Raw genomic sequence first — 12,107 nt, forward strand, 5'->3', positions numbered from 1 at the left:
GAAGCAATCCCTCACGCGACTCCTAAGAAATAATAACATTTGTTGAAAATCTAGTCTACTTGATACACTAATTTTACTGTGATAGTTGCTGTTTTGTTTTTTGAACTGGTGTTAAATGATCCTCCATAAGAATAGTCTTCAGATGAGTTCTGACCAATAATTTGAAAAACGCCCATATCTGACTTTTTTAAATGCCCAAGATTAGCATCAGCATTTTCGGCAATGCTTTTGGCTCTCGTGCTAGCGTCTTTTGTTGCTTCGGCTATCATCTGTATCTTTAATTCTGCCAGTTTTGTGTAATAATATTCTGGTGCATTTGAGTAAAATTCGACTCCAGAATTGATTAGCTCGGTTGATTGTCTTGAAATTTCTTCAATTTTATTTACCTCCTTAGATTGGATACTCACATTTTGTGTCAAGGTAAAACCAGTGAAAATTTGCTGTCTGGTAGTGCCATTTTGATTAAAGATGGTTTCAAAATCTTTATTGAAATTCACCGCCGAAAAAACCATTTCGCCAGATTTAATTCCTTTACCGCTAAGATAGGTTCTTATTTTTTCTCTGTCGGAATCAAGATTAGCGTATGCTTCTTTTAGGGTAGTGCTTTTTTTGGAAAACGAACCGTTCCATACAATTAAATCGGAAGTGAAATCTTTCTTCCCTAATCCTGTAACGCTTATGGTGTCGCTGCTTTTATTTCGATTCTGGAAAGCATTCGAAAACAAATAAGCTGAAATTACCATTGCCAGTGAAATGATGACAACATTTAAATTATTTTTCAACATAGGATAGAGTTTTATATTCTATCAAATATAGTCAATTAATATGCTGTTTTTTGGTATTTATTTCTATCGCAAGAAAGTATAAATTAAGAGACTCCTCTTTGCAAGAGAATAAATAAAAGCTATTTTTACGGCACAAATAAAAGAAACAATGACTTTCGAAAATACTAAAGAATTTGCGCAGCAACTTGACTCACAGGACAAACTGAATAAATATAGGGATGAATTTATTTTTCCCAAAGTAAATGGCGAAAAAGTAATTTATTTCACGGGTAATTCCTTGGGGTTGCAGCCCAAAAGGACAAAGGCATATGTCGATGAAGTTATGGATGATTGGGCTAATCTGGCTGTCGAAGGACATTTTTATGCCGAAAAACCATGGTGGGATTACCACGAACGTTTTGCAAAACCCTTAAGTAAAATTGTGGGAGCGTTACCTTCAGAGGTGACGGTTATGAATACTTTAACGGTAAATCTTCATCTATTGATGGTTTCTTTTTACAGACCTACAAAATCAAGATACAAGATCATTTGCGAGGAAAAAGCCTTTCCCTCGGATCAATACATGTTTCAAAGTCAAGTTAATTTTCACGGTTACAAAACGGAAGACGCCATTGTTGAAATTAAGAGAAGAGAAGGAGAACACAACATTCGCTTGGAAGATGTTTTAGCAAAAATTGCCGAAGTGGGCGATGAGTTGGCCTTGGTATTAATAGGGGGAGTGAATTATTATACTGGCCAAGTTTTCGACATGAAAACGATAACAGCCGCAGGTCATGATGCTGGCGCCATAGTTGGTTGGGATTTAGCCCATGCAGCGGGAAATATCAAACTGGAACTTCACGATTGGGATGCTGATTTTGCTGCCTGGTGCAGTTACAAATACATGAATTCGGGGCCAGGAAATGCATCTGGTTGTTTCGTACACGAAAAACACCATAATAATCCAGATTTGCCTCGATTTGCAGGTTGGTGGGGACACAATAAAGAACGCCGTTTCAAAATGGAACCTACTTTTGACCCTGTTCATGGAGCAGATGGTTGGCAAATCAGTAATTTACCAGTCCTATCTTTGGCCCCTTATTTGGCTTCGGTGGAAATGTTTGACGAAATAGGAATGGATGCCTTGATCGAGAAGAGAGATAAGATTACCGCTTACTTGGAATTCGTCCTTCACGAGATAGATAAAGAAGTAAATAGTACTTTCGAAATTATAACGCCATCGGATCTGTCTGAAAGAGGCTGTCAATTATCGGTTCTTCTTCATGGAGAAGGACGTAGTTTGTTTGATTATTTGATGGAAAACGGTGTGATCACCGATTGGCGCGAGCCTAATGTGATTCGTTTTGCTCCAGTACCATTGTATTGTTCTTTTGAAGATATGTATAATTTTGGTCAAATCTTGAAAGCGGGAATATTGCGTTAATACCTACTAGACTTTTACTTCTTGGAATTTTACAACAAATAGATCAAATTGTGTAAGGCTTTTTGAGGCGCATAGCCGTTTCTTTGTTGAGTTATAAATTCTAAAATTCACGATTATGAAAATAGTATATTTTACATTATTAGCCTTGGCATTAGTTTCTTGTAGAAATCAAGGAGAAATGAGTGTCGAAGATGCCAAGCAGGCAAGTATCGACTCGATGAGAATCGAAATTGAAAAGCAGAAAGTTGTCGATTCAATGCAGATTGAAATGGACAGAGCAGCAACACAAAAAGAAGTTATTGTTGTCAATCAACCGGCAAGTACCAGTAGCACGACTACGACTACTACTGTGACGGAGAAAAAAGGTTGGAGTGGAGCAGCAAAAGGTGCCGTAATTGGTGCTGGAGTTGGAGCTGTGACTGGAGCAATAATTAGCAAGAAAAAAGGCGAGGGAGCTATAATCGGTGGTCTCGCTGGCGCTGGAGTTGGTGCTGGAACCGGCGCTATTATTGACGGAAGCAAAAAAGAATAAATCAATTCTTTTATTATATAACGGGAGTGTCTAGATCGTATTTGCGATTTAGACACTTTCTTTGTTTAATATCAAATGATTAGTTTGCGGAACCAATATGTCGCAGGTAGTTTTTTAGTCAAATATTAAATGATTGAATTTGTGGAAATGTTCTACAATATTGAAATATAATTCGTTCAATATGATTTTGAAATCATTTATATTTGTTTGCGTAATAAAACTTAAATATGAATAAATTTAAAAAGGGGCTACTGATTTTAATATCGATTTTGGTAGTACTCACGCTATCTTTGACTGTTTATGGTTTTTATTTAAAACCCAAATATGAAGGTCAATCAGAGCTTAAAAACATTCAGGATGCGACAACAGTTTATTTTGATGAATATGGGGTTCCCCATATTTATGCGGCTAATGCAAATGATGCGATGGTGGCCCTGGGTTATGTTCATGCACAAGATAGATTATGGCAGATGGAATTGATGCGACGTATTGCTCCAGGACGTTTGTCGGAACTTTTCGGAAAAGTGGCGTTGAAGAATGACCAGTTTTTTGCAGGGTTAGGTATAGAAGAAGCTTCGGATAAAGCGATTGCCGAACTGGATAAAAATGACCCAAGTTATCAGTTGACCTTGGCATATCTTGACGGGATTAACCAATTTATGGAGGAGGGACCTAGTCCAATTGAGTTCCGGTTGGTAGGAGTCAATAAAGAAAAATTTACTATTAAAGACATTTATAATATTTACGGCTATATGTCTTTTAGTTTTGCAATGGCCCAAAAAACAGATCCTCTACTGACGGACATTCTTAACAAATACGGAATGGATTATTTAAAAGATTTTGGCTTGGACGGTTCTTTTAATACTACCAAAATTAAAAATGCAAAGGAAAAGCCAGAGGAATATCTTGCCATTTCTAAATCGATTAGTGCATTGTTAGATCAGTCCCCAATTCCTCCTTTTATAGGGAGCAACAGTTGGGTTATTGGTGGGAAGAAAACCAAAAGTGGTAAAGTGCTTTTTGCCAATGACCCCCATATTGGGTTTTCACAACCTGGGACTTGGTATGAAGCGCATCTAGTCACTCCGGAATTCGAGTTGTATGGTTGCTATTTGGCTGGTACTCCATATCCGTTACTGGGACACAATAGAGAGTATGCATACGGTTTGACCATGTTCGAAAATGACGATATCGATTTTTACCAAGAAGAAAATGATCCTAATGACAGTGGAAGATATAAAACTCCTGAAGGGTTTAGCAATTATGAAGTCAGAAATAAGATTATCAAAGTAAAGGATACCACTGATGTGGTGATGAATGTAAAAGTGAGTCGTCATGGCCCGATTATGAATGATTTGATTGACGGTTTAAACTCGCAGAAACCGGTTGCGATGTCTTGGGTTTATACGCAGCAACCCATTCATATTCTTGATGCGGTTTATAGCCTCTCACACGCTAAAAGCAAGGCTGGTTTTCAGAAAGGAGTGGCCCTTATTGCCGCGCCAGGACTGAACGTGATGTACGGTGATGCAAAAGGCAATGTGGCTTGGTGGGCGACAGGAAAACTGTACAAGCATAATGAAGGGGTAGATACCCATTTAATTTTGGATGGTGCTTCGGGAGAAGATGACATAACGGAGTATTTGGATTTCTCCAAAAACCCTTCGGCCGTCAACCCTGCATGGAATTATGTCTATTCGGCAAATAACCAACCGGAAGCCATTGACGGGTTTTTATATCCCGGATATTACCTTCCTGAAGACAGGGCCAAAAGGATAACTCAATTGTTGGATCCCAAATCAAATTGGGACAAAGAATCTGTCAGTAAAATGATAACTGATAATACATCCGTAGTGGCAACCGAGGTCGTTAAAAATTTAATTTCAAATCTGGATGTAGCGTCGCTTTCAAAAAATGAGGCGGCAGCGGTTTCGGCTTTAAAATCTTGGAAAGGAACCAGTAATCTGAACGATGTAGCGCCGACGATTTACAATAAGTGGATTTATTTGTACCTGAAAGGTACTTTTGGGGATGAACTTGGCGCAGCTGGTTTCAAGCAGTTTTTGACCACTCATGTCATGAAACAAATGATTGCAAAACAAATTACTAACGACAGTTCACTTTGGTGGGATAATGTTGAAACCAAAAATAAAAAAGAAACCAGAAAAGAGATTCTTTCACAATCTTTTAAGGAAGCTATTACGACTTTGGAAAAACAGTTGGGGAGTTCAGTTTCGGATTGGACTTGGAACAAAGTTCATGTAGTAGAATATGAGCATCCGTTGGGTAAAGTGGCTGCACTACGTAAGATTTTCAATGTAGGCCCATTTGAAGTTTCGGGTTCGAATGAAGTAATCAACAACCAGATGTTTGATTATACAAATGAAGGGAAATACGTCGTTAAGGGCGGTCCGTCAACCAGGAGAATAGTTGATTTTTCGGATATAGAAAACAGCTGGAGCATTCTGCCAACAGGACAGTCCGGTAATCCCTTAAGTTCGCATTACAATGATCAGGCTGTCAGGTATAATGAAGGAAAGTTCAGGAAAATGAAAATGAATAAGGCAGAAATTGTTGAAACTTCGACGAAACTGGTCTTTATGCCAAGTAAAAACTGAGTTTTTTAAACCCCTTGAAGTAATAAATCAGTAATTTTGCCTAACCTTTTATAAAAAATAATGCAAACTCCAAAAAGAATAGCTGTAGTTGGTTCCGGCTTAGTCGGATCTTTATTAGCTATCTACTTACGCAAAGCAGGTCATACGGTTCATATATACGATAGAAGCCCCGACATTAGGCGAATCCAATTCTCCGGACGTTCCATAAATTTAGCCATGTCCAACCGTGGCTGGAAAGCTTTAGATGGTGTAGGGGTAGGTGATGCAGTGCGTGAAATTGCGATTCCAATGGAGAAACGAGCGATTCACTTAGTGGATAAACTTAATTTTCAGAATTACGGTCAGGAAGGCGAAGCGATTTACTCCATTTCGAGGGGGATACTGAATCGAAAAATGATCGATCTTGCCGAAGAAGCTGGGGCTGAATTTTTCTTCAATCAGAAAATTTGGGACGTAACCTTAAAAGAAGCCACTCTTCATGTCGGGGAAACCGAAAGAGGGGTTTGGGAAGAAAGAAAATACGACATTGTCTTTGGCGCTGATGGGGCATTTTCCAGAATTCGTCATCGCATGCAGCGTCAGAGTATGTTTAATTACTCTCAAGAGTTTTTGAATATGGGATACAAGGAATTAAACATCCCCGCAAATCCAGACGGAACACATAAACTAGATAAGAATTCCTTTCATATTTGGCCTCGTGGCGACTATATGTTGATTGCGTTGCCAAATTTAGACGGTAGTTTTACCTGCACCTTATTTATGCCCTTTGAAGGGGAAAACTCATTCGATTTATTGAAGGACCGCAAAGAGGTGGAAGCTTTTTTTGAGAAAAACTTTCCAGATTCCATCGATGTGATCCCTAAATTAGCCGAAGATTTTTTCAATAATCCAACCAGCACCTTGGTGACGATGAAATGCTATCCATGGACTTACAAAGATAAAGTGGCGCTAATCGGCGACGCCTGTCATGCCATTGTGCCCTTTTACGGCCAAGGAATGAATGCTGGGTTTGAGGACATCACTGTTCTTTATGAGATGATCGAAAAATATGGTGACGATTGGGAATTAATTTTTTCGGAATATCAAAAATCGCGCAAACCAAATGCGGATGCCATAGCGGAACTTTCGTACCGCAATTTTATGGAGATGAGTTCCAAAACGGCCGATGACAAATTCCTTTTGCAAAAGAAAATAGAGAAATGGTTTTCGGACAAACACCCTGATAAGTGGATTCCGCTCTACAGCAGAGTGACTTTTAGCGATCGTCCTTATACCGAGGCCTTGGCTATTGGAGATCTTCAAAACGCTATTATGGAGGAAGTTTTGAAAATAGATAATATTGAGAGTGTCTGGGACAGCGAATTGGTAGAAAATAAAATTCTGGAACTGCTGAAATAGTTTTTTTTGGAGCTATTCCCGCTATCCGTTGCAATCTTTTTTGTCCTCAACCGCAAGCGGTGCAAGACAAAAAAGGATTTTTCCCGAAGCTTCGGGAAAATCGGGGCTAAATTATTCCTCTCGATGCACTTTTGTAAAATCAAATCCGGGTTGGCAAATCGCGATATATTCGCATTCGGCATCAAATGGGTTCGAATATTGAACTCGCGTGTTTTTCTCTATTTTTATGGATTGTCCAGCTTCAAGAATGATCACTTCTCCTTCAATAATAAACTGTTTTTTCCCTTTTATGATATAAGTGTATTCATCGAACTCGGGTGTTTGATAGGGTTCGCTCCATTTTGGAGGTGCAACCATATGTGCAATAGAAATTTCGGCGTTTCTGGTGGTGGCCAAGCCGTGATGTTCCTCTATTAGTTTACCGTCCGAAGTGGGAACAATAAACGGGGCGTTTTGTACGAAATATTTTTTCATTTTACATTGTTGTTTTAAGTATTAGTCCCAAACATATTTCCAACTGCCGTCATTTTGCTTTTTCCAAACCGTGTGAAAAATACCTTTCGAGACATGCTCTTTTCCTAAAGAATCTTTAGAGGTCCATACGTATTTACCGTAAGTGTATCCTAAATCTCCATCTTTCGATACTTGCACAAAGTCAGGGGTCCAACTAACGGAAGCTGTTTTGTATTTTGGATCCGAATAATACTTGCGAATATTATTTTTTCCAATAATTAAAATGTCGTTTTCTCTCTTGATTACGGCTTCTGAATCAGCAAATTGATAAAATCCCTCGGCGATCCCTTTTTCGGAAACCATTTTTTCAAAATCCTTTTCCGCTTCGGTGATTTCAGCTTTGAGTTGTAATTCGGTTTTCTGATTTTTGTCAGAGTTGCAACTGCAAACAACCATTAGGATGACGCAGGGTACAAGTTTAAGATTCTTCATGATCTTTAAATTTATTTTTTCAACATTTTCGACAAAATTCCAAATGCCCCTCTAATAAAAGTGGCACTTGTCAAAACTTTTAAGACTGATTTACCCATTTCATCAGTCATGCTTTTCGTTTGGGATGCCTTGGTGCTGGAAGCTTTTTGTTCTTGTTTTTGTTGGTCTTGATTAGCGGTTTCTGCCTCGATAACAGCAATTTTTTTATTGAGCATTTCGTAGGCGCTTTCACGATCAATAAGTTCACTATATTTTTTTACCAACTTCGATTTGCTGTTAATTTCCTGGATTTCACTTTCCGTCAAAACATCCATTCTGCTCATAGGGGCTCGCATCATGGTTGCCACCAGCGGAGTGGGGATCCCTTTCTCGTTTAATGCAGTGACCAATGCTTCGCCGATTCCCAGGCTAGTCAATACTTCACTGGTATTGTAATAGTCAGAGGATGGATAATTGTCAGCGGTCCGTTTGATCGATTGTCTGTCTTTGGCTGTAAAAGCCCTTAAAGCATGTTGAATTTTCAACCCTAGTTGTGCCAATACGCCACTTGGAACGTCCATAGGATTTTGCGTAACAAAATAAATTCCGATTCCCTTAGATCGTATCAGTTTTACGATTGTTTCGATTTGTTCCAATAAGGACTTACTGGCCTCGTTAAAAATCAAATGAGCCTCGTCAATAAAAACGACCAATTCGGGTTGGTCTGAATCCCCTTTTTCGGGCATTTGTTGGTATATTTCAGCAAGTAAACTCAACATGAAAGTAGAGAATAATTTTGGCCTATCTTGAATGTCAGTCAATCGGAGAATGTTTACATAGCCTTTTCCGTTTTCGTCAATTCGCATCAAGTCGTTTATGTCAAACGACATTTCGCCAAAAAAAAGTTCTGCTCCTTGTTGTTCCAGTTCGATTATCTTCCTGAGAATGATGCCGGTGGTGGAAGTTGATATTCTGCCGTAACTTTGCGTGATTTCCTCTTTCCCTTCCTCAGATATATAGTTGATTATCTTTTTGATGTCTTTAAGGTCTAATAAGGGCATTTTATTGTCGTCACAATATTTGAAAATCACCGAAACTACACCAGCCTGTGTGTCATTCAAGCCCAAAATACGCGAAAAAAGGACGGGGCCAAATTCAGAAACGGTGGCGCGAAGGCGTACTCCGTTTTGTTCGGATAGTGTCAATAGCTCTACTGGAAATTTTGCTATATTATAAGGTATGTTTATTTTAGCATGGCGCTCCGTAATAAAAGGTTTCTCCTCGCCTTCTTTTGCAATACCGCTAAAATCGCCTTTGATGTCCATCATTAGTACCGGAATCCCAAAAGAAGACAGCTGTTCGGATAAAACCTGGATGGTTTTTGTTTTTCCCGTGCCTGTTGCCCCTGCAATTAACCCATGTCTGTTTAAAGTTTTTAAGGGTATTTTTACATGGGCCTCTCCCACAACTTGACCGTCAAGGATTGCGCTACCTAGAATAATGCTCTCTCCTTTAGAGGTATATCCTTCAGTAATTACTTTTATGAAATTTTCTTTCTTTCCCATTGCTCCAAACGAATTAATATTAGATGCAATTTATTATATTAAAAATTATTTTTTGATTTTAAATACATTTATTTTAGGGTTTAACGCAACTTTATTCCTGTTTTGTTGCTAATAGTTAAAAAAAATATTTTTAACCATAATAGCATACGTATTGAATTAATATCTTATTAATTCACAAAATGATAGTTTTTTTTGCAAAAAACAGTAAATTTGTTTAAGGATGTCGACGAAAAACCGATTAATTGAAAAAATCAATTTTATTCCGAATAAAATTAATTCCCAATAAAATTAAAAAAAGTTTTTTTATTTGAACTAATCATATAAATTTGCGGGACTACAAGTTTATTATAACTAAAAATAAATTATTTAAAACTATTAAAATTAAGAAAAATGGCAAACGTTAAAAAACAAAGCAGTTCAAACGGTGGAGGAATGGTTTCAGGTATCATTATTGTTGCATGTGTATTTGTTGGATGGATTATTTGGAATTTCATAATGGGTAATGGAGCTAACTTTGAAGGCGGAGTTAATACAGGTCACCCACTTCCAGGGAATTATTTGGCAATGGTGTACAAGGGAGGTCCTATTGTACCTGTTTTGATGGGATTATTATTGATGACTTTCGTTTTTTCATTCGAAAGATATTTCGTAATCACTAAAGCTGCTGGTAAAGGTAACTTAGATACTTTTATGAAAAATGTACAAAACAACATTAAAGAAGGAAACATTGAAGAAGCTATCATTGCTTGTGACAAACAGCAAGGTTCTGTTGCAAATGCAATTAAATCAGCTTTAGTAAAATATCAAGATGTTAAAAAAGAAGGTTTTAACAGTGAAGAAGCTGCTGAAACAATCCATAAAGAAATTGAAGAAGCTACTTCTCTTGAAATGCCAATGTTAGAAAAAAACATGACGATTATTTCATCATTAGTTTCTTTGGGAACATTAGCTGGTTTATTAGGAACGGTTACAGGTATGATTAAAGCGTTTGGTGCATTAGCATCTGCTGGTACTCCTGACCAAGCTGCTCTTGCGAATGGTATTTCTGAAGCACTTATTAATACTGCAACTGGTATTTCTACTTCAGTTGTAGCGATTGTCTCTTACAACTTCTTTACCGCTAAAATTGATGATTTAACTTACTCAATTGATGAAGCAGGTACTACAATTGTAAATACTTACAGAAGATTCAGAGGGAGCTTGAAACAATAATAATTAATTTGACATAGTAATATGTCAGATACTATACTACAAGAAAATTATGGCTAAATTAAAAATGTCAAAAAAATCAACATCTATAGACATGACGGCTATGTGTGATGTTGCATTCCTTTTGCTTACGTTCTTTATTTTGACCGCTACAGCTAAGGTTCCGGAAGCGTTACCTGTAGATACTCCTGCTTCGACAGTTCAGACTAAATTGCCTGAAACTGATTTGGCTACATTAACTGTAGGTAAAGGGAAGGTGTTCTTTGATTTGAAAGGAAGAGAAATCCGTAAGAGAACATTGGGGTTAATGGGTGATAAATATGGCGTAACTTTTTCTGAGGATGAAAAAAATAAATTTGCTTTAATGGATGGGTTTGGAGTTCCAATTCTTAACCTTAAGCAAATCATCGATATGAAAGCTGCAGATAGAGGAAAAGCGGGTCAACCCGGCATTCCTTTAGACTCTCTTGATAATCAGCTGAAAGAATGGATCTATAATGCGCGTATTGCAAATATAGAGGTGAATGATAAAGAATTGCAAGTCGCCATTAAAGGTGATGCAAAAGAAGAATATCCAGCCATTAAAAAAGTGATGGATATTTTACAAGAGCAAAAAATCAATAGCTTTAGTTTGGTTACTGGTTTAAGAGGAAAAGATTTTTAATTAAAAAACACACACTAAAATGGCTGAATTAAATACCGGCGACGGTGGAGGCGGTAAAGGTGGAAAAGTAAGAAGTAAGAAAGCAAACTCAAAGGTAGATTTAACTGCCATGGTTGATTTAGCTTTCTTATTGATCACATTCTTTATGCTAACCACTACGTTGTCTAAACCTCAATCGATGAATTTGGGGTTGCCAAGTAAAGATCCGGACAAAGACAATGTTGATATGAAAGTTGACGAGAATCGTACAATGACTGTAATGTTAGGTGCTGATAACAAGTTGATTTATTATATGGGTTTATTGGCTACGCCAATTGCAGGACCTAAGGAGATTGCTTACGGGAAGGACGGTATTCGTAAAGAACTTGATACTAGAAAAGAATCTGTGCTGAAATATACCGGTAATAAAGACAAAGGAATGATCGTAATCATCAAACCTAGTAAGAAGGCGAACTATAAAAACGTCATTGACATACTAGACGAAATGGCTATTGTTGGAGTTCCGACTTATACTATCGTTAATGATTTTTCGCCTGAGGAACTAAAATTGTTAGAAGGGAAATAAGAGCAATCTTTTTTTCTGAATAACCTAATAATTAAGAAACATGAAATTAGATTTATTAAAAAACCAATGGCTTGATATTGTCTTCGAAGGGCGTAACAAAAGTTATGGTGCTTATCAATTAAGACAGGCTAACAGAAAAACAACTGTTAAAGCGCTTATTCTTGGTGCTGTGTTTTTTACCCTTGCTGTAAGTGCGCCGTTAATCGCGGATTTGCTTCCGAAGGGTGAGGTGGAAGACATGGACAGGGATATTAAAATCACTGCCATTAAATTGCCTCCGAAGAAAGAAGAGCCGATAAAGAATCTGCCACCACCACCACCACCACCACCAAAAGTGGACCAGGTTAAGTTTGTGAAACCGGTGGTTGCAAAGGCAGAAGAAGTGACTGAAGAGCCGCCGAAAATTGTCGAGATCAAAGAAAAA

At 37.8% G+C, this 12,107-nt stretch carries 11 protein-coding genes and 1 pseudogene; 8 read left to right on the forward strand and 4 right to left on the reverse strand.

What is annotated here, in order from left to right:
- Window positions 1–50 precede the first annotated feature (50 nt).
- Window positions 51–785 (reverse strand): SIMPL domain-containing protein, encoded by a 735-nt coding sequence (locus VIH09_RS06075; protein WP_331578923.1) that lies wholly within the window; start codon window positions 783–785, stop codon window positions 51–53.
- 148 nt (window positions 786–933) lie between these two features.
- Between VIH09_RS06075 and kynU the strand changes: the two genes are divergently transcribed.
- From kynU to VIH09_RS06095, 4 genes are all read left to right on the forward strand, one after another.
- Complete coding sequence (gene kynU, locus VIH09_RS06080) at window positions 934–2,208, forward strand: kynureninase (RefSeq protein ID WP_331578925.1); 1,275 nt, start codon at window positions 934–936, stop codon at window positions 2,206–2,208.
- Between the two features lie 115 nt (window positions 2,209–2,323).
- Window positions 2,324–2,740, forward strand: coding sequence for a YMGG-like glycine zipper-containing protein (locus VIH09_RS06085; RefSeq protein ID WP_331578927.1), 417 nt, complete (start codon window positions 2,324–2,326; stop codon window positions 2,738–2,740).
- 227 nt (window positions 2,741–2,967) lie between these two features.
- A complete protein-coding gene (locus tag VIH09_RS06090) occupies window positions 2,968–5,358 on the forward strand; it encodes a penicillin acylase family protein (protein ID WP_331578929.1) in 2,391 nt (796 codons plus the stop codon).
- 60 nt (window positions 5,359–5,418) lie between these two features.
- On the forward strand, window positions 5,419–6,756 hold the full coding sequence (locus tag VIH09_RS06095; RefSeq protein WP_331578931.1) for an NAD(P)/FAD-dependent oxidoreductase: 1,338 nt from the start codon (window positions 5,419–5,421) through the stop codon (window positions 6,754–6,756).
- Between the two features lie 111 nt (window positions 6,757–6,867).
- On the opposite strand, the gene VIH09_RS06100 is transcribed toward VIH09_RS06095, so the two are convergent.
- Genes VIH09_RS06100 through VIH09_RS06110 form a run of 3 tightly spaced genes read right to left on the reverse strand, consistent with a single transcriptional unit; the run spans window position 6,868 to window position 9,245 of the window.
- Window positions 6,868–7,230 carry a cupin domain-containing protein gene (locus VIH09_RS06100; RefSeq protein ID WP_331578933.1) on the reverse strand — a complete coding sequence of 121 codons (363 nt, stop codon included), beginning with the start codon at window positions 7,228–7,230 and terminating at the stop codon, window positions 6,868–6,870.
- A 21-nt stretch (window positions 7,231–7,251) separates the two neighbouring features.
- A complete protein-coding gene (locus VIH09_RS06105; protein WP_331578935.1) occupies window positions 7,252–7,701 on the reverse strand; it encodes a YybH family protein in 450 nt (149 codons plus the stop codon).
- An 11-nt stretch (window positions 7,702–7,712) separates the two neighbouring features.
- Entirely contained in the window at window positions 7,713–9,245 is a 1,533-nt protein-coding gene (locus VIH09_RS06110) for a helicase HerA-like domain-containing protein (RefSeq protein WP_331578937.1), read from the reverse strand.
- 390 nt (window positions 9,246–9,635) lie between these two features.
- On the opposite strand from VIH09_RS06110, the gene VIH09_RS06115 reads away from it, so the two are divergent.
- The 4 genes and pseudogenes from VIH09_RS06115 to VIH09_RS06130 form a co-directional block, all read left to right on the forward strand.
- On the forward strand, window positions 9,636–10,457 hold the full coding sequence (locus tag VIH09_RS06115) for a MotA/TolQ/ExbB proton channel family protein (RefSeq protein WP_331578939.1): 822 nt from the start codon (window positions 9,636–9,638) through the stop codon (window positions 10,455–10,457).
- A 49-nt stretch (window positions 10,458–10,506) separates the two neighbouring features.
- On the forward strand, window positions 10,507–11,118 hold the full coding sequence (locus VIH09_RS06120) for a biopolymer transporter ExbD (RefSeq protein ID WP_331578941.1): 612 nt from the start codon (window positions 10,507–10,509) through the stop codon (window positions 11,116–11,118).
- A gap of 19 nt (window positions 11,119–11,137) precedes the next feature.
- Window positions 11,138–11,683 (forward strand): biopolymer transporter ExbD, encoded by a 546-nt coding sequence (locus VIH09_RS06125; RefSeq protein ID WP_331578943.1) that lies wholly within the window; start codon window positions 11,138–11,140, stop codon window positions 11,681–11,683.
- A gap of 40 nt (window positions 11,684–11,723) precedes the next feature.
- Window positions 11,724–12,107 (forward strand): annotated as a pseudogene (locus tag VIH09_RS06130) (energy transducer TonB); the annotation flags it as partial.

It is taken from the genome of Flavobacterium sp. (assembly GCF_036515215.1).
GTDB lineage: Bacteria > Bacteroidota > Bacteroidia > Flavobacteriales > Flavobacteriaceae > Flavobacterium.

Bases quoted from the DNA above. Each gene is read 5' to 3' on its own strand.
- VIH09_RS06120 (WP_331578941.1), top strand. From the start codon at position 10,507: ATGGCTAAATTAAAAATGTCAAAAAAATCAACATCTATAGACATGACG.
- VIH09_RS06095 (WP_331578931.1), top strand. From the start codon at position 5,419: ATGCAAACTCCAAAAAGAATAGCTGTAGTTGGTTCCGGCTTAGTCGGA.
- VIH09_RS06090 (WP_331578929.1), top strand. From the start codon at position 2,968: ATGAATAAATTTAAAAAGGGGCTACTGATTTTAATATCGATTTTGGTA.
- VIH09_RS06075 (WP_331578923.1), bottom strand. From the start codon at position 785: ATGTTGAAAAATAATTTAAATGTTGTCATCATTTCACTGGCAATGGTA.
- VIH09_RS06085 (WP_331578927.1), top strand. From the start codon at position 2,324: ATGAAAATAGTATATTTTACATTATTAGCCTTGGCATTAGTTTCTTGT.
- VIH09_RS06105 (WP_331578935.1), bottom strand. From the start codon at position 7,701: ATGAAGAATCTTAAACTTGTACCCTGCGTCATCCTAATGGTTGTTTGC.
- VIH09_RS06100 (WP_331578933.1), bottom strand. From the start codon at position 7,230: ATGAAAAAATATTTCGTACAAAACGCCCCGTTTATTGTTCCCACTTCG.
- VIH09_RS06115 (WP_331578939.1), top strand. From the start codon at position 9,636: ATGGCAAACGTTAAAAAACAAAGCAGTTCAAACGGTGGAGGAATGGTT.
- VIH09_RS06125 (WP_331578943.1), top strand. From the start codon at position 11,138: ATGGCTGAATTAAATACCGGCGACGGTGGAGGCGGTAAAGGTGGAAAA.
- kynU (WP_331578925.1), top strand. From the start codon at position 934: ATGACTTTCGAAAATACTAAAGAATTTGCGCAGCAACTTGACTCACAG.
- VIH09_RS06110 (WP_331578937.1), bottom strand. From the start codon at position 9,245: ATGGGAAAGAAAGAAAATTTCATAAAAGTAATTACTGAAGGATATACC.